This window comes from Brevundimonas sp. UBA4553 (assembly GCF_002387245.1).
GTDB lineage: Bacteria > Pseudomonadota > Alphaproteobacteria > Caulobacterales > Caulobacteraceae > Brevundimonas.
The window spans coordinates 249,962-267,842 of sequence record NZ_DGLD01000013.1 but is presented as its reverse complement, the minus strand read 5'-3'; the positions used below and the strand labels follow the sequence as shown (position 1 = coordinate 267,842).

The 17,881-nt window shown below is 63.3% G+C and carries 22 protein-coding genes; 13 read left to right on the top strand and 9 right to left on the bottom strand.

Annotation, left to right across the window (positions count from 1 at the left end; genetic code table 11):
* Nucleotides 1-3: 3 nt before the first annotated feature.
* Genes B4A39_RS08995 through B4A39_RS08970 form a run of 6 tightly spaced genes read left to right on the top strand, consistent with a single transcriptional unit; the run spans nucleotide 4 to nucleotide 7,867 of the window.
* The gene (locus tag B4A39_RS08995) at nucleotides 4-435 is read left to right on the top strand and encodes a hypothetical protein (RefSeq protein WP_292035626.1); all 432 of its coding nucleotides are present in this window, start codon (nucleotides 4-6) and stop codon (nucleotides 433-435) included.
* On the top strand, nucleotides 432-1,382 hold the full coding sequence (locus B4A39_RS08990) for a HamA C-terminal domain-containing protein (RefSeq protein ID WP_292035623.1): 951 nt from the start codon (nucleotides 432-434) through the stop codon (nucleotides 1,380-1,382). Before B4A39_RS08995 ends, B4A39_RS08990 begins: the two co-directional genes overlap by 4 nt.
* Complete coding sequence (locus B4A39_RS08985; protein WP_292035620.1) at nucleotides 1,379-4,012, top strand: DEAD/DEAH box helicase; 2,634 nt, start codon at nucleotides 1,379-1,381, stop codon at nucleotides 4,010-4,012. The genes B4A39_RS08990 and B4A39_RS08985 overlap by 4 nt, the downstream gene beginning before the upstream one ends.
* Nucleotides 4,009-5,304 carry a serine/threonine protein kinase gene (locus tag B4A39_RS08980; protein ID WP_292035617.1) on the top strand — a complete coding sequence of 432 codons (1,296 nt, stop codon included), beginning with the start codon at nucleotides 4,009-4,011 and terminating at the stop codon, nucleotides 5,302-5,304. Before B4A39_RS08985 ends, B4A39_RS08980 begins: the two co-directional genes overlap by 4 nt.
* Nucleotides 5,297-6,427 carry a UvrD-helicase domain-containing protein gene (locus B4A39_RS08975; protein ID WP_292035614.1) on the top strand — a complete coding sequence of 377 codons (1,131 nt, stop codon included), beginning with the start codon at nucleotides 5,297-5,299 and terminating at the stop codon, nucleotides 6,425-6,427. The genes B4A39_RS08980 and B4A39_RS08975 overlap by 8 nt, the downstream gene beginning before the upstream one ends.
* 9 nt (nucleotides 6,428-6,436) lie before the next feature.
* Entirely contained in the window at nucleotides 6,437-7,867 is a 1,431-nt protein-coding gene (locus tag B4A39_RS08970; RefSeq protein WP_292035611.1) for a hypothetical protein, read from the top strand.
* A gap of 1 nt (nucleotide 7,868) precedes the next feature.
* Here B4A39_RS08970 and B4A39_RS08965 read toward each other — a convergent pair whose 3' ends face one another.
* From B4A39_RS08965 to B4A39_RS08945, 5 genes are all read right to left on the bottom strand, one after another.
* Nucleotides 7,869-8,150, bottom strand: a complete 282-nt coding sequence (locus B4A39_RS08965) for a hypothetical protein (RefSeq protein ID WP_292035609.1) — start codon at nucleotides 8,148-8,150, stop codon at nucleotides 7,869-7,871.
* A 74-nt stretch (nucleotides 8,151-8,224) separates the two neighbouring features.
* Nucleotides 8,225-8,686, bottom strand: a complete 462-nt coding sequence (locus tag B4A39_RS08960) for a hypothetical protein (RefSeq protein WP_292035607.1) — start codon at nucleotides 8,684-8,686, stop codon at nucleotides 8,225-8,227.
* A 24-nt stretch (nucleotides 8,687-8,710) separates the two neighbouring features.
* Nucleotides 8,711-9,103: a hypothetical protein gene (locus B4A39_RS08955; RefSeq protein ID WP_292035604.1), complete on the bottom strand. Its 393-nt coding sequence runs from the start codon at nucleotides 9,101-9,103 to the stop codon at nucleotides 8,711-8,713.
* A 92-nt stretch (nucleotides 9,104-9,195) separates the two neighbouring features.
* Nucleotides 9,196-9,576 (bottom strand): hypothetical protein, encoded by a 381-nt coding sequence (locus B4A39_RS08950; RefSeq protein ID WP_292035600.1) that lies wholly within the window; start codon nucleotides 9,574-9,576, stop codon nucleotides 9,196-9,198.
* Between the two features lie 478 nt (nucleotides 9,577-10,054).
* Complete coding sequence (locus B4A39_RS08945) at nucleotides 10,055-10,384, bottom strand: helix-turn-helix domain-containing protein (RefSeq protein WP_292035597.1); 330 nt, start codon at nucleotides 10,382-10,384, stop codon at nucleotides 10,055-10,057.
* Between the two features lie 41 nt (nucleotides 10,385-10,425).
* On the opposite strand from B4A39_RS08945, the gene B4A39_RS08940 reads away from it, so the two are divergent.
* From B4A39_RS08940 to B4A39_RS08930, 3 genes are read left to right on the top strand one after another with little or no spacing between them, the layout of a single operon-like run.
* Nucleotides 10,426-10,980, top strand: a complete 555-nt coding sequence (locus B4A39_RS08940) for a GIY-YIG nuclease family protein (protein WP_292035595.1) — start codon at nucleotides 10,426-10,428, stop codon at nucleotides 10,978-10,980.
* Nucleotides 10,981-10,991: 11 nt separating this feature from the next.
* The gene (locus tag B4A39_RS08935; protein ID WP_292035591.1) at nucleotides 10,992-11,363 is read left to right on the top strand and encodes a helix-turn-helix domain-containing protein; all 372 of its coding nucleotides are present in this window, start codon (nucleotides 10,992-10,994) and stop codon (nucleotides 11,361-11,363) included.
* Nucleotides 11,360-12,595, top strand: a complete 1,236-nt coding sequence (locus B4A39_RS08930; protein WP_292035588.1) for a tyrosine-type recombinase/integrase — start codon at nucleotides 11,360-11,362, stop codon at nucleotides 12,593-12,595. The genes B4A39_RS08935 and B4A39_RS08930 overlap by 4 nt, the downstream gene beginning before the upstream one ends.
* Here the strand turns inward: B4A39_RS08930 and B4A39_RS08925 are convergent.
* Nucleotides 12,561-13,154: a hypothetical protein gene (locus B4A39_RS08925; RefSeq protein WP_292035586.1), complete on the bottom strand. Its 594-nt coding sequence runs from the start codon at nucleotides 13,152-13,154 to the stop codon at nucleotides 12,561-12,563. The genes B4A39_RS08930 and B4A39_RS08925 overlap by 35 nt on opposite strands.
* A gap of 310 nt (nucleotides 13,155-13,464) precedes the next feature.
* Here B4A39_RS08925 and B4A39_RS08920 point away from each other — a divergent pair, with 310 nt between their 5' ends.
* On the top strand, nucleotides 13,465-14,694 hold the full coding sequence (locus B4A39_RS08920; RefSeq protein WP_292035583.1) for a tyrosine-type recombinase/integrase: 1,230 nt from the start codon (nucleotides 13,465-13,467) through the stop codon (nucleotides 14,692-14,694).
* Here the strand turns inward: B4A39_RS08920 and B4A39_RS08915 are convergent, their stop codons facing one another.
* Nucleotides 14,695-14,904, bottom strand: coding sequence for a helix-turn-helix domain-containing protein (locus B4A39_RS08915; RefSeq protein WP_292035578.1), 210 nt, complete (start codon nucleotides 14,902-14,904; stop codon nucleotides 14,695-14,697).
* A gap of 106 nt (nucleotides 14,905-15,010) precedes the next feature.
* Between B4A39_RS08915 and B4A39_RS08910 the strand changes: the two genes are divergently transcribed.
* The 3 genes from B4A39_RS08910 to B4A39_RS08900 all read left to right on the top strand — a co-directional run bounded on the left by B4A39_RS08910 (nucleotide 15,011) and on the right by B4A39_RS08900 (nucleotide 16,774).
* Nucleotides 15,011-15,547, top strand: coding sequence for a hypothetical protein (locus B4A39_RS08910; RefSeq protein ID WP_292035573.1), 537 nt, complete (start codon nucleotides 15,011-15,013; stop codon nucleotides 15,545-15,547).
* Between the two features lie 55 nt (nucleotides 15,548-15,602).
* Complete coding sequence (locus B4A39_RS08905) at nucleotides 15,603-15,842, top strand: DUF5961 family protein (RefSeq protein WP_292035569.1); 240 nt, start codon at nucleotides 15,603-15,605, stop codon at nucleotides 15,840-15,842.
* Nucleotides 15,843-15,910: 68 nt separating this feature from the next.
* Nucleotides 15,911-16,774 (top strand): Ku protein, encoded by an 864-nt coding sequence (locus B4A39_RS08900; RefSeq protein WP_292035567.1) that lies wholly within the window; start codon nucleotides 15,911-15,913, stop codon nucleotides 16,772-16,774.
* On the opposite strand, the gene B4A39_RS08895 is transcribed toward B4A39_RS08900, so the two are convergent.
* Together B4A39_RS08895 and B4A39_RS08890 are read right to left on the bottom strand one after the other, a co-directional pair.
* On the bottom strand, nucleotides 16,771-16,950 hold the full coding sequence (locus tag B4A39_RS08895) for a hypothetical protein (protein ID WP_292035564.1): 180 nt from the start codon (nucleotides 16,948-16,950) through the stop codon (nucleotides 16,771-16,773). The two genes, B4A39_RS08900 and B4A39_RS08895, sit on opposite strands and share 4 nt — an antisense overlap.
* Nucleotides 16,951-17,007: 57 nt before the next feature.
* Nucleotides 17,008-17,739, bottom strand: a complete 732-nt coding sequence (locus B4A39_RS08890) for a hypothetical protein (protein ID WP_292035562.1) — start codon at nucleotides 17,737-17,739, stop codon at nucleotides 17,008-17,010.
* Between the last annotated feature and the right edge of the window lie 142 nt (nucleotides 17,740-17,881).

Genomic DNA, 17,881 nt, shown 5'->3' with positions numbered 1-17,881 from the left:
GCAGTGTTGACGCTGGCTCAATACGCGATGGCTGCCTTTAGCCTCGGCGTCTTGGGTTCGCTTCTATTCCTCGGACGCGGGCCGGAACGTTGCGCATCAGTCGCGCTGCTGGTTGCGATGTTCGGGACCCCCTTCGTCGACCACATCAGTCTTGAGGGCGTGCGTGTGGGCGTGGCTGGTCTGGCGGTGGCTCTATTTTTTGCCCTGGCGACGCTAGCCCTTTTCGCGAACCGCTGGTGGCTGATCGCAGCCGCGGGCGTTCAACTCATTTCGATAGGGTCGTGGGTGGTGATGTTCTCGGGGGCTGAGGCTCAAGTCTGGGCCGGCGTATCGTTTCGAATGATCGTTTGGATGGAGCTTATGGTGTTGGGGGCCGTGGGCCTGCTTGAGGCGCGTCGCGCGCCGTACATTGTGCGATCGGAAGCCGAGGTATGAGTTCGATCACGCCTTTGGAGCTGGCCGAACTCGCCGTCGGCGATCCGGACGAGCTCAATGTCCACCTTCATCTCGTCGAACGGGATGTTGTCACCAGCACCGGCCTGAAGGTTAAAGTGCACTGCCATTGCTTGACGGTGGATGCGTCGGGGAAGATCCGCTTGGCGCGTCTGGCAGAGTTCATGCGTGACGCGATCGTGGACTACGCCATCCCGCGATCGAAGCGGGAGCAAGCGCGGGCGCGTGATGCTCAGTTCAAATCGACCAGCGCTATGACAGGCCTCTATCACGAAGCACGCGCGACCTTCACCGACTTGGATCAGTCCGGCGAGGGCGGCGAGCTCCTTCTCCATCTGTTGGCGCAGCGATTCCTCAAGCTGCCCCAAGTGCTATGCAAAATGGCGCTGAAGACCGATGGCCGCATGCACTACCACGGCGCTGATGGCGTCTACGCATCGGTGGATGATGACGGCGTTCTGAAGCTCTTCTGGGGCGAGTCCAAACTCTATGCATCTGCGAGCGACGCCATCCGCGCCTGTTTGCAATCAATCGCACCCTTCCTGACCGAGCCCGACAGTCAGGCGGCGGCCCGTGATCGAGACCTTGTTCTGCTGAGCGACAACGCGGACCTGGACGATCCCAAACTCACCGCGGCGTTCAAACTGTATTTCGACAAGACGAAGAAGCACTCGACTCGGGTGCGGTACGCCGGCGTCGCCCTGGTGGGTTTTGATGCCGACTTCTATCCAGAGAACGACGCGGAAGCTGTCGCCGACGAAATCGCGCAATCGGCAAAAGCACAGGTCGAGAAGTGGGTCGAGCGGGTAGGCGCTCGTCTCGTCGAGGAAAAGCTCGAGAAGTGTGAAATCGAATTGTTCTGCCTTCCACTGCCCTCCGCTGAAGGCTTTCGGAAGGCGTTCAAAACCGCCTTGGGGCTCGATGCATGACCCAAGATGAACTGCAGGACTGGCTCGTCAACGACGGCCTGAAAGCCGAACTTGCAACCCTTCGAGCTCACACCGCGCTGCTCGAGCTCACGAACGTCGTCGCAAGCGGTGGATTGGAAGCGCGTCTCAGCCGTCTTGATTGGGACCGCCTCATGCTTGCCGGCAGTGTCCTGGGTCGTTCGCAGAAACGCGAACACCAAGAAGCCGTGCTCCGGATCGCTACCGCGGCCATGACACTGCCCTTGGAGGCGCCGTATCGCGATGCGGCCGCAGTGCTTTTCGACAAGGTTGCCAACCATCGCGCTGTGATGCTCGCCGAGAGCCGAGGGCATCTGCCTGATGGCTGGCGCAGAAGGCTCGGGGTTTCGGCTCGGATGGAGGCGACGCGACGAGCCTTGGCGGGCTCGGTGCTCGTCGAGAGCTCTGGCGAACTCCTCCGGGTCAACGACTTTCAGAGCAAATTCTGGCGAGGGGCGATGGGCCCTGCCGACTGGATTTCGGCGTCGGCCCCGACCGCGTCGGGCAAGACTTATCTCGTTCTGCACTGGCTTCTGGACTGGATGCATTCGAAGCGCGCGACGACTGCGATCTACCTTGCCCCAACCCGCGCACTAGTCAGCGAGATCGAGTCCAATCTGAATGCGCTCATCAATGAGCTCAATATCGACGGGCTGAGCGTCACGTCGCTGCCGATCGCCAGCAAGTTCTCGTCGCCGATGGCGGGCGGATCAGGCGTAGTCGGTGTCTTTACTCAAGAACGGTTGCACCTGCTTGCCAACGTGGTGCCAGGCCTGCACGTCGACCTGCTTGTCGTCGATGAGGCTCACAAGGTGGGTGACCGGCAGCGAGGGGTTATCCTTCAGGACGCTGTCGAGCGGATCAGCCGGCAGAATGCAGGGATGAAGGCGATCTTCATCAGTCCTGCAACACAAAACCCTGGCGCGTTGCTCGAAGACGCACCCTCGGACGCCAAGCAGGAACCCATCGACAGCGACGTTCCGACGGTTCTTCAGAACGTAATTTTTGCCACTCAGGTGCCGCGCAAGCCAACCGAGTGGGAGTTGGTCCAGCGGCACGGCGACGCGATGGAGCCGCTCGGTATTCTGAAGCTTCCGACGGCGCCGGGTACGAACAAAAAGAAGCTGGCCTTCATCGCGTCGGCCATAGGCGAACGGGGCGGCACCCTTGTTTACGTCAACGGCGCACGAGAGGCGGAGGACGTCGCATTCCTGCTTATGCAGAAGCAGCCCCGTCCCAAGGAAATCGATCCTGATCTGGCGGCACTTGCGGACCTCTCGCGCAAGGGTGTTCACGAGAAATATCTCCTCGCGTCTGTCGTCGAGCGTGGGGTCGCCTTCCACTACGGCAACATGCCCTCGCTGCTGCGCAACGAGATCGAGAGGCTCTTCCGAATAGGGAAGATCCGCTTCCTCGTGTGCACTTCGACGCTCATCGAGGGGGTGAACCTCTCGTGTCGTAACATCGTCCTTCGAGGTCCGCGCAAGGGGCTCGGTAAGCCGATGGAGCCGCATGATTTCTGGAATCTGGCGGGCAGGGCCGGCCGATGGGGTGACGAGTTCCAAGGCTCGATCATCTGCATCGAGCCGCACAAGATCGACGCTTGGCCAAACGGTGTCCCGGCGCGTACTCGCCATCCCATTCGGCGTGAGACGGATGTTGTGCTCGATCAGCCTCAGGAGCTCTTGGGCTTCCTCGATCGCCGCAGCGAGATGTCACCGCGCGCGCTCAGCCAGAACGCACAGTTCGAGCAGGTGTCCGGCTATCTGCTGTCGACTTACCTGCGCGAGGGTTCGATTACGGATGCGCCTTTTGCGAAGCGTCACGACCCGTTTGCTCTCGCTCTGTTGCAGAAGTCGGTTGGTGACCTAGCCAAGTCGATCGACCTTCCCGACGATCTCATCGCACGGCATTCAGGCGTCAGCCCCCTGGGTCTTCAGAAGTTGCTGGCCTACTTCGAGAAGTCGTCCAACGTGGAGAATCTGCTCCCCGCTCCGGTGGAAAGCGATGACGCCTATCAGCGTCTCATCGCAATGATGAGCCGGGTGAATAGCCACATGTACGGTGCCTTCTTGCCCGAGGCCCGTGTCCCGCTGGATGCCTTGGTCGTCGTGGAGTGGCTCCAGGGAATGTCGTTGGCGCGGATCATCAAGGCCCGCATCAAGTACAACGAGGAGAAGAAGCGGCCCTACAAGATCGCCGACCTGATCCTGAGCACGATGAAGCTGGTCGAACAGACCGCGCGGTTCGCAGCGCCGAAATTCCTCGCGGCCTACATGGATGTGTTGAAACTCCATCTCGAGAGGATTGGCCGTCAGGATTTGATTCCGGACGGCCTGGAGATGGGATTGGCTCTCGAGTTCGGCATCTCGAATGTGACGCTGCTCAACCTCATGGAACTGGGACTCTCCAGGATGAGCGCGGTCGCCCTGTACGAGAAGATGGCTGACGACAACCTAGATCTCGAAGGTTGCCGGGACTGGATCGCCGAACACATCGATCAGTTCGACGGTATGGACATCCCAACAATCATCGTTCGCGAAATCCGTAGTCGCGTGCCCGTAGAAAACGGCTCGCCACCGGCTGTCGAAGCGGAGGCTATCGAAGAATGAACCTGGACCACGTGAAAAAGCTGGCGGCCGATCTGGTCGCTGAAAAAGGCTGGGAACTCGTCGACTACATCGATGCGGGAGCCTCTGGAGCGGTCTTTGAAATCAAGCATCCGGAGCACGGTCCTGCCGCTCTGAAGGTCTACGATCCGAGCTTTTTCGAGGGTGACGACGCCGCCATCGAAGTCCGGCGCGTCGTTCTTCAGGAAGAGCTGAAGGGCCACGGCAACAAGTATTTGGTCGAGATTTTCGAGATAGGCGAGTACCCGGCGGGCGAAACCCATTACCTCATCATGGAGCTGTGCCCATGGAAGACTCTCGACAAACACATTGCTGAACTTCCCGATGACCGGGTCGAGGACCTGCTGCGTCAGCTCGTAGAGGCTGTGCGCTTCCTCGACAGCCGTCAGCTTGTGCATCGGGACATTAAGCCTGCGAATATTGCGATCGCGCCGGACTTCAGCCAGCTCAAGTTGCTTGACCTTGGTGTTCTACGCCGCATGAATCCGGAAGAAGGTGGAGGCACGGACAGCAAACGGTTCGTCGCAACCACCCAGTACAGCCCGCCGGAGTACCTCTCCCGTGACGAAGCCAAGGGTGAAGAAGGCTTCGAAGCACTGAACGTCTACCAGGTCGGAGCAGTCCTGCATGACATGATCATGAAGCGGCCGATCTTCGACGAAGAGGTGAAGTCCAAGAACAAGTACGTGCTGTTCAAGGCCGTCACGTTCAACAGGCCGATGCTCTTCAACAAGAACCTTCCAGCGCGTTTGGTTTCGCTCTGTCGAGCGGCGCTTCAGAAAGACCCCGCCAAGCGCCTCGCTGGCGTAAAACTTAGCGATCTCGCTCAGCCCGTCGATAGTACAGAAGCGGTCCGACGGCGCTTGGCCGCGCAGCGACCAGACCGAGAACCGGAGGCCGCAGGCCCGTCGCTCCGACTCTGGACAGCAAAGGTCGCAGGGTGGATCCGGTCCGCGTTGGACGCGGAAAAGGCGATCATCGGCCCACATCTGCTTAAGGCCGAAAAGGATGCGACCGGTGTCAGTTGGACTCTGCAACTCAAATCGCTCGGGCTTGAGCTGTGCCTGCGATTAGAGCGAGCAGAAGACGGCCCCTACCTTGCACTTAGCATTGATGACGGCGCTGCCGCAGAAGGCGCTCCCCTGCTCGAGATTTACGAGGAGGGTCCCGGCCTCGAGAAGGAGGCCATTGTGGGACAGCTGCGTGAGCTGATCCTGTTTGCTCTAGACGCCGCGCAAGATGGCGAAACCGAGGAAGAGACGACCGATGAATGAGACGTGGTGGGTAGATCCGGCGGATCTCGACGAATCCCAGCTCAAGGTCCTTGCAGAAGGGCCCGATAGCTCGCTCCTCATTATCGGACCGCCGGGGTCTGGGAAAACGAACATCCTCATCTTGCGGGCGAACTATGTCAGGTCCGTCGCGCCTCGCATGCTTTTCCTGACATTCACCCGCACTCTGACGGAGTTTCTCCGAGCGGGCCCGAACGTCGTTCGTGCTGACCAGCTCCAACCCAATGAAATCATGACGTTCATGGGATGGGGTATCCGAACGATCAAAGAGCATGGCGGCGACTACGAGCCCGATGGCGACTTCGATGCTCAGCGAGAAGCGGTGATCGAAGAGCTGAACCGCCTGCTCGACGGGAACAAGATTGGTGAGCTCTACGATGTCGTGTTTGTCGACGAGGTTCAGGACCTCAGAGCTGATGAACTAGCGATTATCCAGCGGGTAACAGACCGGATCAACGCGGCCGGTGATGCGCGGCAACGTATCTATGAGCATCGAGAAGGTCTCCCGACGATCGAGGGGATGGTCGACAAGGTGTTGGAACTGGATACCCACTACCGCGTAGGACGAAAAATCTGTGCCTTCGCCGACAAGATCCTCCCGCCGCCACCCGGTGGGCAGACGCTCGAGGAAGGATCAAACTACGATGAGGACCAAAGGGAGTCGTCTGTCGATGTGGTCCCTTCGGCCAACCTCAATGCCCAGTATGCGGCGTGCATCGAGCGCATCAAAGTGCAGCGGCGCTACATCACTGACGAGCCGATCGGTGTCATTTGTCACACCCGCGCGATGAGGGATGGATTCTGGGAGGCCATTAGCAGCGACGAAGACTTGAGCCCGATCTCCATCATCCAGAAGGAGGACGCGTACCAGCCGTTCGGTCCGAACTCTCTCATTCGCGTAATGACGGTCAACTCGGCGAAAGGCTCTGAATTCAGGGCTGTCCATCTGCTCGGCGCCGAAAAATTCCGGACCGGCATGAGGGAGTTGGCGTTCACTGCTGTGACCCGCGCAAAAACCGAGCTGGTCCTCTATCATGTGAAACCACTGCCTGGGCACATGACGCCCAAGTCGAATACCCTTCCGCCTCTTGGTTCGATCTTCTAAGGCTCGGGGATGCACCTGCCACTCATGTTCCGCACAGTGGACCGAGAGGGCTTCGCCACCGCCTTGGGTAACCTGGCAGGTGAAGCTCTGACGTCCGGCGTCCCCAGCGACTTGGAGGAAGTCGTCATTCCTCGCGGGGGTGCCATCCTGGGTCAGTTTGGTCTGCGGCCATCAGGACTACTCCCGGAGTTTGTCGTTGTCCGGGATGACGATCTGCAAGACACGTACGCGTGGGTGTCCGCCTACTTCAACGGTTTGACGCCGATCACGCAGTGGTGCCGGGTGTGGCGCCAATCCGAGTTCGGTCGTCTGGATATGGCTGCCGAGGTGGGCTTGGGACGCCGACTGGGGGCTTGGATCGGCGCGATCGTTGGTGAGTGCTTGGTACAGGCCAACTACCGACTCAGTCTGAAAGAGATGCCGGGATCGGCTGCGTTGGCGACATCGACCTTCGTGGCCGCGCGCGGGGCAGCCATCTGGGGCGATCTTCTGGATATTGAAGACCTCAGCCGACGCTACGACGACCTTCAGCAACGTTACAGCGTGAGCCGGCGTACTCTGACAAGTCGCAGTCTCATGCCGCTCTGGGTCGTGCTGGCCGATACCCCAATCGTCAGTCGGTCAACGGCTAACCCTCGGCTTCTTGATGATCTCACCGAGCTTCTGGATCAGATTTCCGAGCGCGGTTTGGAGGCTCTGAAACCGATTGCTCGCCAAGCCGCAGGAGACTTCAACCTGCCTGAGCTCTGGGAGTGTGCCCAAGGGTCTCAATCTCAGAGAGTTGAAGCTGTCGATCGGCTGGCGCAGCGACTTGGTGATGGTCCAGCCTCTCCTATGCGGGACGCTTTACTCGGCTTCGGTGCCAGCTTGGTTGATCCTGGCGTCGCCGCCCTGCCGGATCTCCTGCGCAGACATACAGATCGGATGCCGATGGCGCCGTTGTGGCTGGGAGCCTTCGCTGGCGCTTGGTCACCTTCGAAGGTACTGAACGACAACCAGGGTCTGGGTCGGCTCATCCTGAAATCCCTCGAAGGCAGAACGGATCTGAATGACCGTCCGACCGCTGACATCGCCTATGACGAGTTGGCGCGCTGGCTTGGGGCGCCGGGTTCTAAGCGGCCCGCCATTCGGGCGATGTCCTCGCGCAACTTGAATGTCGAGATCATCGCTGGCGTCGTTGCTCCCGTAAGCCTGGTCGCGGACAGTCAAGACACCGTGGCGGCGCCGCGCGCTGTCGCGACCGTCGCTCGTCAATACGGCTACGCTCGACAAGCGCCCCGCGACGACAGTCCTTCTGATCGGGTCATGCGCGAAGTGTTGCGCCGCCTTGATGACTTGGAAGCTGCAATGACCGGTCAGGGCAGCATGCTGTCGGCAATGGAAGCGCCGCAACCACAACCAAAGGGGGGCGGACGTCGCGGGGCGAAGTCGAAATCTTGACTTACCCTCCTTCGCCTTGGATCGCCGAGAGTTCTTCCTCCCACGCGACCTGGCGCAGCTCGCGGCGCACCTGCGCGTCGCCAGGCTCCAACGGGCCGAGGTCCAGCCAGTGGGTCACGCCGACGGAGAAGTCGTCGATGGCGAGCTGATCACCAAAGTCGAGTTGGACAATGTCCCAGGCGGCCGTCACCTCGTTGTAGGTCAAAAAGGCCTGTTCGCCCTCGAGGGGGTCCCTGATCGGCGCGATGGTGATGGGGTTCAGCTGCGTTTGGTGGCTGTGCATGGTCCGTTTCTTTAGGAAAAATGATGGACTGAGAACTGGGGGATCGGGACCCGGACCAGCCGGGTACCGGCGCGTCAGCGCTGGTTCGGCTTGCGAACCAGGATCTGATGACTGGGGAACTCGAACCGGCTCGGCGGCGCCACGTCAGTCGAGCGGCCGCGCAGCGTACCGTGAGCCACGACGGCACCCGCCCCGTCAAACAGGGCGATGCTGGTCACCGCAGGACAGCCAAAAATCTCGAACAAGACCGGGCGGCCGATGGCGAAATGGGTGTTGCTGCGCGGCGACAGATCGACGGACTGACGAGCGTAGCCGGGGTAGCTGAGTTCGACACCGCCGACGCCGTCCGGATCAGGCTTGGAAGTCAGCAGCCCGATGTACAGGTGCTCGGGATAAGCTCCAGTGCTGCGGACAGACAGAGCGGGGGCGAGTTCAGCGGCGAACGGGCCTTGGGCGTACTCGGTTTGCGTCCCAACGGTGGGCAGCGGGCTGTAGGTCGAGCCGGCTTGTCCGGTCAGATGAGAAACGTGGGGCATAGGTTTCAGGTCCAGGATCTAGGCTTAGGGCCGGTTGGTTTCGGACAGGATGGAGAGCGCGACGGCGTCGACATCGGCGCCAATCGCGAGGGTGGCGGCCACGAGCGCCAGCAGAGCAGCCAGGCGGACGCCCCGGTCGGAGGACTTCATGGTGGTCAAGATGGCCTCGGCTCGCGGGTCGTCGCCGTAGACCTCGTCGTAGTCCACCTCGAGGACTTCGCCGGCGTCGTCGGTCGTCGAAGAGAACTGACCATCCAGGTGATCCTGGTAGCGCCCGTTGATCAGACAGGAGCTGATGACGTCAGTCGCGACCGCTTCCGCCTCCTCGACGGAGTCAAGGACGTCCAGGTTGATCAGCAACGTCATGCCGGCCCAGAGGCGGAAGTCGAGATCGGGGTGGTCGACGACGTGACCCACCAAGCGGGTCATCGAGCGACTGGGGTGGAATTGGTCAGAGGTCATTGCTTCCATTGATTGCTGGTATGGATAGGGATGTTCGAAAGGCCGCCTCAGTGGCGGGCGTGGCTCGGGGAGGAGACGAAGCCGCAGAACCGCTGGACCGCCAGGCAGCTGATCTGAAGAGCTTCGAGATCGGGCGCGCGCAACGCGTTCACTAAGCCCGTCAGGCCGACCTTCCGCGCCGCGGGGTCTTCGAGGTCCATCACGATCGACACGATGTCGAAAAGATCATCAGCATCGAGATCGACCGTTTCGATCTCGCAGTTGATCAGTTCGTCGCCATTGGCCCTGCCGATCTGCAGCATCGCTTGATCAAGCACCGACAGGCCGTAGTGCACGCGGTCAATGTGACTTGGATGCAGAACGGCGACGTTGATTTCGCCGGAGAGTTCCTCGGCATCCTGGAGGAAAGAATTGGTGTGGCTGCTCATTCGCGATGCTCCTTTCTTTGTTGGTGATGACGCCTGAGTGCAGTGAGCCGGCTTGAGACGGTGTGCGTCAGCGAGCGTCAGGCTGTCTCAATTGGTGGTCTTTAACTCGTTGTTTTCGTTATAAATCTCCGGACGGGGCGACACCCCCTATTTGAGTCCCGGTCTCGCGCCCGCGCTCGATCAAGGCGTTGTTTTCACGTCGAAATTTGGTCGCGCAGGGCCTCGGGGGTCCGGACTCCGGACTCGATTCCCGACTCGGCTCCGGACTCGCCGCGCAAGGGCCGGCGGACCGGCGCGCAGGGTGCCGCGCAGGCATGAGGGTGCGGGGGTCAGGGTCGGGGGTGAGCGCTCAGGATTCCGGCGAGGGCAGGCCGGGGTCGTCGACCGCTCGCGCTACCCGCGCGAGCCGGCGCCGGGTGAGACGGCCGCTGCAATCGCCGCTGTTGAGAGGGCCCGGCCCGGGTCGCCAGGCGAGGGGTCAGTCGGCTTTGAAGCGAAGGCCCGGCCCGGCCCCGTCATCGTCCAGGAAGGTGACGCCCAGACCGTGAAGCGTCGACACGATCCGGTCGGCATTGGCGGGCGTCACCACCGCCAGGCCCGACTGCTCGGCGCGCTTGAGCGTGTTGAGGCCCAGGCCGGTCAAACGCGCGACGTCCGGCAACGAGAGCCCCAGGGCGCCGCGCGCCGCGCGCAGCTGCGCCGGCGTGGGCCAGGATCGCGCAGGAGGAGGGACTTTGACCAAGAGCGAACGCCGTGTTACGAGCGCCGTTGTGGGCTGAAACAGCCCATATGGGTCGATATGGCCCACATGGGCATTTTTCGTCCACACCCACAAACGGAGCTACTACGATGCAGACCTATACCATTCAGCCCGTCAGCGCGATGCGGGCCCACCCCGAAATGATCCCCGACGTCGGCGGCCTGTACGCCCTGATCCTGGATCACCCCGAAGAACTCGATCCCTCGCTCGATCGCGCCGGCCTCAAGCTGGAGGAGGTGTTCCTGAGCGGCCGCCACGTCCTCTACATCGGGGCCACCGGCCACAGTCTGCGCCGCCGCCTGAAGCATCACCTCGCCGACGACACCTGTATGTCGACCTTCCGGATGAGCCTGGGCGCGGTGCTGATGGAAGCGCTGGGCCTGGAGGTCCGCGCGCGCCCCGGCCAGCGCTACTTCGGGTTCGAGCCGCACAGCGAGGCTTTGCTCAGCGCCTGGATCGCCGAGCATGTGTCCGTTGCGGTTCGTCCGCACGCGCGCGCCCGTGATGTCGAGCAGCGTCTGATCGCCCGCGCCCAGCCGCCTTTGAACATCGCCGGCCGCGGGGCCAACGAAGGCGCCGCCGAGATGGCGCGCCTGCGCCGTCGCTGCCGCGGCCTGCCGCTGCAGCCGGGGACGTTGAACTGATGGCGCCGCTCATGACCGATCCGGTAGTGGCGCCCCCATCGCCCCTGCGCCTCACCACCACCGAGGTGTGTCAGCTGGCGCGCCTGTCGCGCGCCAGCGTCTGGCGTCGCATCGCCGCCGGGCGCCTGCCCGGCCCGATCGACCACGGTCGCCAGGCCCTGTTCTGCGCCAGGGCCGTGGCCGACGCGCTCAACCGCCCGACGCCGACGAGCCCGCCTGCGAACGCCGGGTTCGCCGCCCGGTTCGACCGTCTGATGGCCAATCGCGCAAAGTCGCGCTTGACTCTGAAAAAAGTTCAGAATAAAGACGCCCCTGATTCTGAAGAAAGTTCAGAAATCAGGAGCAACGACGCCGGGCTGGGCCCAGACAGGAGGAAGATTTGAATTCGATCGGCTTGTATATCCGCGCCTACCCGCGCTCGGACGGCAGGGTCAGGCTCCGCTTCGAGCCCCGCGTCCGCCCCGAGGGCTGGCCGTCCTCCAAGCCCCTCTATCTCGAGGGTGAGGACGGCATCGACCTGGACAACCTGACCCCCGCACAGGAGGCCGAGCTCCAGCGTCAGGCGAAGAACCACTACGTCGACTTCAACGCGTTCAAGGCCCAGGCCGGATCCGTCGCTGAGCCGACAGAGCCCGTCACCGACCTCTGGGACGAAATCATTGCTGTTCGTCGCGATAGCGAGAAGTGGCGTCGTCTGGCCGAGCGCACCCAGGAAAGTTACGCCCACGCTCATCGCCAACTGGTCCGCGTCTGTCGCCGTCTCGACCTTTCGCTCGAACGGACGACCGAAAGCCAGTTCGAACGGGCGCTGCGCGGCGCGTTCAACAGCGAATGGACGCGCAAGACGATCTATTCCGAACTGCGGGTCCTGGTCGACCACGCCATGGTGGAGAGCAAACGGCCGGACCACCTGCTGTTCCGGCCGATGGTCCGTCCCCCGGACGTGAGCCTTCAGTTGTGGGAACTGAGTGACGTCCATTCGCTGGTGCGCTCGGCGCTGTACTGCAACGAGGTGGGTCTGGCCCGCTTGATCCTGTTCCAGTGGGAACTTGGGCAGCGCCTGACCAGCGCGCGCAACATGCGTTACGGCCACCAGTATCGCGACGGCATGCTCGTTCACCGCTGTCGCAAGACCAATCGGGAGGTGCGCATCCCGATCCTCAATCCGACGTCCCGCACCCTGCTGGATCGCGACTACAGGCACGGCGACTACATGTTCGTGCGCCGCCAGGACGGCGAGCCGTTCACCGAGCGCAACCTGAGCCGGGCGTTCGCGACGTTGCGCGACCGGACGCCCGGCTATGAGGAGAGCGGGCTGACGATCCGGACGCTGCGTCACACCTGCATCCTGCAGCTGGCGCGCGGCGGCTGTTCGGTGCCCGAGATCGCCTCGGTCACCGGGCACGCGCTCAGCTGGGTTTACGAGACCCTGTCCAGCTACCTGGGTCGCGACAGCTACCTGGCCTTCATGGCCATGTCGAAGCGCGAGCGGATGCGCCTGGACGGCATCGAAGGCGAAATGGTTCTGCAGCCCGAACGCCGCGTCTTCTTCGGGCCGGTCGACCCGGCCACCAAGCCGCTCACCCCGAAGGAAGTGTTGCTTTATGGAGGGTGAGGAAGATCGGCTGGCGCACTTCGGTGGCGACCTCGTAGGGCGGGGCGAAGGGCGCGCCGCGGGCGGCGTAGTGCAGCTCGATCTCGTAGACCTGCGCCTCGGCCTGGCGAAACACCACCTTGATGCTGGCGTGAAGGTGGGGCCGACGGAGGGTCAGCTGGATGTGAGCCAGACCCGGGGCGGGGGCGCCGATCCGGTCGACGGGATCGAGCACGGGCCCCAGCTCGACCAGGCGCGCCACCGCATCGAGCAGGGTGCGGCTGCGCAACAGGGGGCCCAGAGCGGTCGGGCCATCCTTGATGGCGCCGGCCGGGTGCTTGCGCTTCGCTTCGCTGAAGGCTTCGACGACGCGGGGCGCGTCACCCATTCCGGCCGACCCGTAAAGGCCGACGATCAGGGCGGCGGTGTCATGGGCGGTCATCTCGGCGGCGCCGCGCCCGCGCTTGGTCGTCTGGATGAAGCCGGCTTCGCGAACGGCGCGCGCGACATTGTCGATGACGACCCGTTCGCGCCCGTCGATTGCGACCAGGGCGTCCACGAGGGCGGGCAGTCGGGCCATGTTCATCCATCGGAGGCGCAAAACAGGAGGATCCCATTTCCACGGCTCAATCTGAACATTTTTCACAAATCGATGACGATGTCGAGCGCGACGGGCTGGCGCGGATCCGGCTGCGTCCATCTCCTGCCGACTGGGACCCCGACGAGCCGCTTACCCTCGTGGAGGCCGTCGCGCTGTTCTATCCGCGCGGCCCGCTCACCCTGTCGTCGTTCCGCACCGAAATCCGCAACGGGCGCCTGCGGGCGGTCAAACGCGCCGGTCGCTGGTTCGTCACGCCGCGCTCCGTGCGCGCCCTGTTCGAGCTGCACGCGTGGGTAGGCCGCGAAAAGGCGCCCGCCTCTACCTGCGCGCCGGGCGGATCGACAAGCGCACCGGCCGAGCGCTCGCCGCCGTCTACTTCATCCGCGATGGCGACAAAAACATCAGCACAGGTTGCGGCCCGGACCGCCTTGAAGAGGCTGAAGTCGCCCTAGCCGAGTATGTCACCGCCAAGCGTGCGGCAGCGCGCCCCAAGGGCCGGGCGCAGGATCCCGAAGAGGTCCTGATCGACGAGGTGGTGGCGCTCTATGCGCTGGACAAAGCGCCCAGGGCAGCCGACCCCAAGGCTGTGGCGGCGCGCCTGGGCGCCATCCTCGATTTCTGGAGCGGAAAAACGCTGGGCGACATCCGTCGCAGCAGCTGCCAAGCCTATGTCGCCTATCGGACGAACCAACCGATCAAGTCGTTCAAGGATTCGACGAAGGCGCGCAAGGTGACCGAAGCTGGCGCGCGCCGCGAACTGGAGGACCTGTCTGCGGCGACGTCCTGGTGGGCGGCCGAACATCCCCTGACGCGCAAGCCGGTCTTCACCTACCCGGAAAAAGCCGGCGAAAGCCCGCGCGACTCCCTCAGTCGCACCCAGGTCGCAGCCCTGTTGCTGGCGGCGCGCGGTTGGCGCCGGCCCGCAAAGCGCTGGGTCCGCACAGCCGCCTCGACGCGATCCAATCGCGCCCATCTGACCCGGTTCGTGCTCCTGGGCGTCTATTCCGGCAGCCGCCCGGGCGTCCTGCCGAAGCTGCAGTGGGAGCCGTCCGACGACAGCGCCTGGGTCGATCTGGACAAGGGTTGGATCTACCGGCGGGGTCGGCTGGAGCGCGATCACCCCACGAAGCGGCGCCCGGTCATGCGCATTCCCAAGCGCCTGTTGGGGCACATGCGCCGCTGGCGTCGGCAGGATGACGCTCTCAACCTCCAGCGCGCGAAGGCCGGTCTTGCGCCGATCACGACCGTCCTGCACCACGGGGGACGGGCGATCCGGGGGCGGATTCGCAAGGGCTACGCCGGGATTGTCGCCGATGCGGGACTGGCCGCCGAGATCACGCCGCACTGGCACCGCCACACCGCAGCGACCTGGCTGATGGAGGACAATGTGCCGTTGCGACGAGCCGCCCAATACCTGGGCATGACGGAGAAGACGCTCGAGCGGGTATACGGCCACCACCGCCCGACGCATCAGTCCGACGTGTCCAGGGCGTTGGGGCAGGGCGGCCGCGGCCGGTAATCAGGCCTGTTCGAAGAACGCCGCGGGCGAGACGTCCAGCGCGTTGGCGAGCTTCACCAGATAGGTCACCGTCGGGTTCTCTTCGCCGCGTTCCAAGCCCGCCAGATAGCGCATCGACATGCCGGCCCGGTCAGCCAGGGCCTCCTGACTGAGGCCTGCCGCCTTGCGCAGCCGCCTGACGTTGGCGCCGACCTGATCCTCCCACCGCATCTGGCCAGTGGACGACGATAGGCAAGATAGCTCTAGGAACCATACTGCCTAACTCTTCGGTTACCTCTGATGGGAACTATGGTTCCTATCTTTGATGGAGGCCGCGGTGAACCAATCGAAACTCATACCTGCGCTGGCGCTGGCGGTGCTCGTGACCGCATCGGTCCCCGGATCGGTCGGTGCTCAATCGGCCACCGGAGCAGACCCGTGTTCGAATGGGGGCGGCTACCCCGAAGGCTCGCCCGGCACCCTGATGTCGCGCCTGCGCGGCCTCAGCAGCGGATCCTACAGCGCCTGCGCCGAAGCCCGTCGACGCGAACAGCCAAGGCGTGATTTCCGCGGCGCCGATCGCGAGATCGCCGCGCGTCGCGCCGTCGAGCTGCAACTGAGCCAGCCGAGTTCGGCGCAGTTCCGGAACGTTCGGCGTCGCCAGATCGTGGCCGGCGTGGCGACCTACTGCGGCGAGGTCAGCGCGCTCAATCGCGCCGGAGGGCGATCGGCCTTCGTCCGCTTCGAGGCCAGTGTTCCGGACCGCGGCGAAGCCAGCGCCCGGCTGGACAGCGAGCAGGGTCAGATGGGACAGTATTTCGAGGCGGTCTGGCGCAACTATTGTGCACCGGGCGGCGAGCCGGTCATCTTCTGATCCGCCGATGAATCCGTTTTAGCCGTCATGCGTTTCGGTCTTCAGGAGATCGGTCATGACGCCAGCTTCAACCCAGTCCTTCTACGCCTACGCCGACGCCGTCGGACGCAGCCACGGCCATACCGTGTCGGCCGAGAGCTTTGAGGCCGCGGCGGTGGCTTATGTGGAGGCCTGGTCTCCGCCCGTCGATGGCGACAATCATGTCCGGATTTTCGTGATTGATCCGGCCGACGGCGTCGAACACTGCTTCACGCTCGACTTTGATCAGGGCGGCGCGCCCGAGCCGTGCGACTGATCGGAGCGATTCGCCGCCCATCGTGTTGAGTCGAGTCTCGCGGCCCTGAGCCGCCTGGAGGCTCGACCATGGCGTATCGCCCCACTTGGCAAGGACACCTGAAACTGTCGCTCGTGACGTGCCCTGTCGCGATGTACACGGCGACGAATTCCGGCGGCGACGTTCATTTCAACCTGATCAATCCCGACACCGGCAACCGGATCAAGATGGTGACCACCGACCCGGAGACCGGGCCGGTCGAGCGTTCCAGTCTGGTCAAGGGCTATGCCGTGGCCAAGGACGAATACATCCTGGTGACGGACGAGGAGATCAAGGCGGTCAAGCTGGAGAGCACCCGCACGATCGACATCGAGCGGTTCGTGCCTGAAAGCGAGATCGATCGGATCTATTGGGACAATCCCTACTTCCTGGCGCCCAACGGCAAGCTGGCAGAAGAAGCGTTCGGCGTGATCCGCGAAGCGATGCGCTCCGAAGGTCAGATCGCCCTGGGGCGGGTCGTGCTGTCGACCCGCGAACGTCTTTTGGCGCTCGAACCGCGCGGCAAGGGCATTCTTGCCTATTCACTGCGCACGCGCGGCGAGGTGCGTGACGCCGATGACATCTTCGCGGCGATCTCCGATACCCCGCCCGAGCCGGCGATGATCGACATCGCCCGTCGGATCATCGAGCAGCAGGCTGGAGCCTTTGAGCCGGACCAGTTCGTCGATCGCTATGAAGAGGCGCTGAAGGCGCTGATCGCCGCCAAACAGACCGGTCGCAAACCGACCCGCGCGGCGGAACCGAAGGACACCGCCAACGACGACCTGATGGCGGCGCTGCGCGCCAGCCTCCAAGGGCAAGGCGCGGGCAAGACGCGGTCGGCCCGCCCGCGGGCGGCGGCGCGTCCGGCGGCGACGAAAGCCGCCCGCGCGCCGGCGCGCCGTCGCGCCTAGTCCTTGCGATCGCCGCGATCGCCGTGGCCCGGCTTGGCCTCGGTCTTGGCGTCACGCCGTTGGTCCTGGGCCGACGATTTGCCGACGTCGGTCTGCTCGGAAAACTGGCCGTCATCGTCCCGACGGGCATAGCGTTTGTCGCCGGGGGTCGGTTCGATAAGTTCGCGCTTCGACATGAGGGAACTCCTACCTGTCCCTGCGGAATCATCGCGTTCGGAGAAGGTTCCGCGCTGTCAACCGAGGTCGAAACCAGCGTCAAGGTTGGAGCGCCCCGCCTTCGCCTTCGACTTTTCCTCGCGGGCGCGCCAACGAGCGCGATTCAAAGCGCGCTCCGCAATGCCGGGGTGGGTCTTCAGCGAGTTGATGAGATCTTCGAACGATGCGCCCGTCTCATCTCGTTCGGGAGAGAAAAAGCCGAGCCAGGCCGCGTGCATCAAGCCTTCGGCAGCTTCGATGGCCTGGCGAGCCGCAGTAGCCTCAGCCATTCCGACCATTCTGCCGTCGCGGAACAGCGTTGAGATGAACTCTGGCATCTCTGCGTCCGCGTTCTCGCCGCTCGCATGCACCGAAACGCGTCCGTACATGTCGGATGGGCTGATCAGCATCTGTCCATCTTGATCTACTCCCCACAAACTGTGAGCGATTTCGTTGCGCAGATCTGCGGCCTCCTTCACGTGGTTGAGCAAGCCGGCGACGTGATCCTGGAGTTCTGGTCGAACCGCGGCAACTTTCTCGCCAAGAGCTTTCGCCCTGCGATCCCAACCCAGCAGGTCTTTGAATGCAGCCATCGCCGACGGATCGCCTTCGGTGAGATGGCCGAAAATGCCTTCGACCTTGGCTTCCAATGTTGCCCAGGCGTTGATGGCATTCATCAGTTCGATCGCAACTCCCGGCGAAGCGGCGAAAAGCTCATTTCCGAAGGTGGCCTTGGTCGTGGGCGGGATTTGCCGTTGGCTGATCAACATGGTGGTGCTCCGTGATGGGGTGCGAGAGGGGAGCGATTGCAGCCTTGTGGCAACCGGTACTCCATCATTTCGTCGCTCTCAGATCAGAGTTCCGCCGCCAACCTGCAACCACTCGATCGGTTGGTCTGGGACCCAAGGAGAA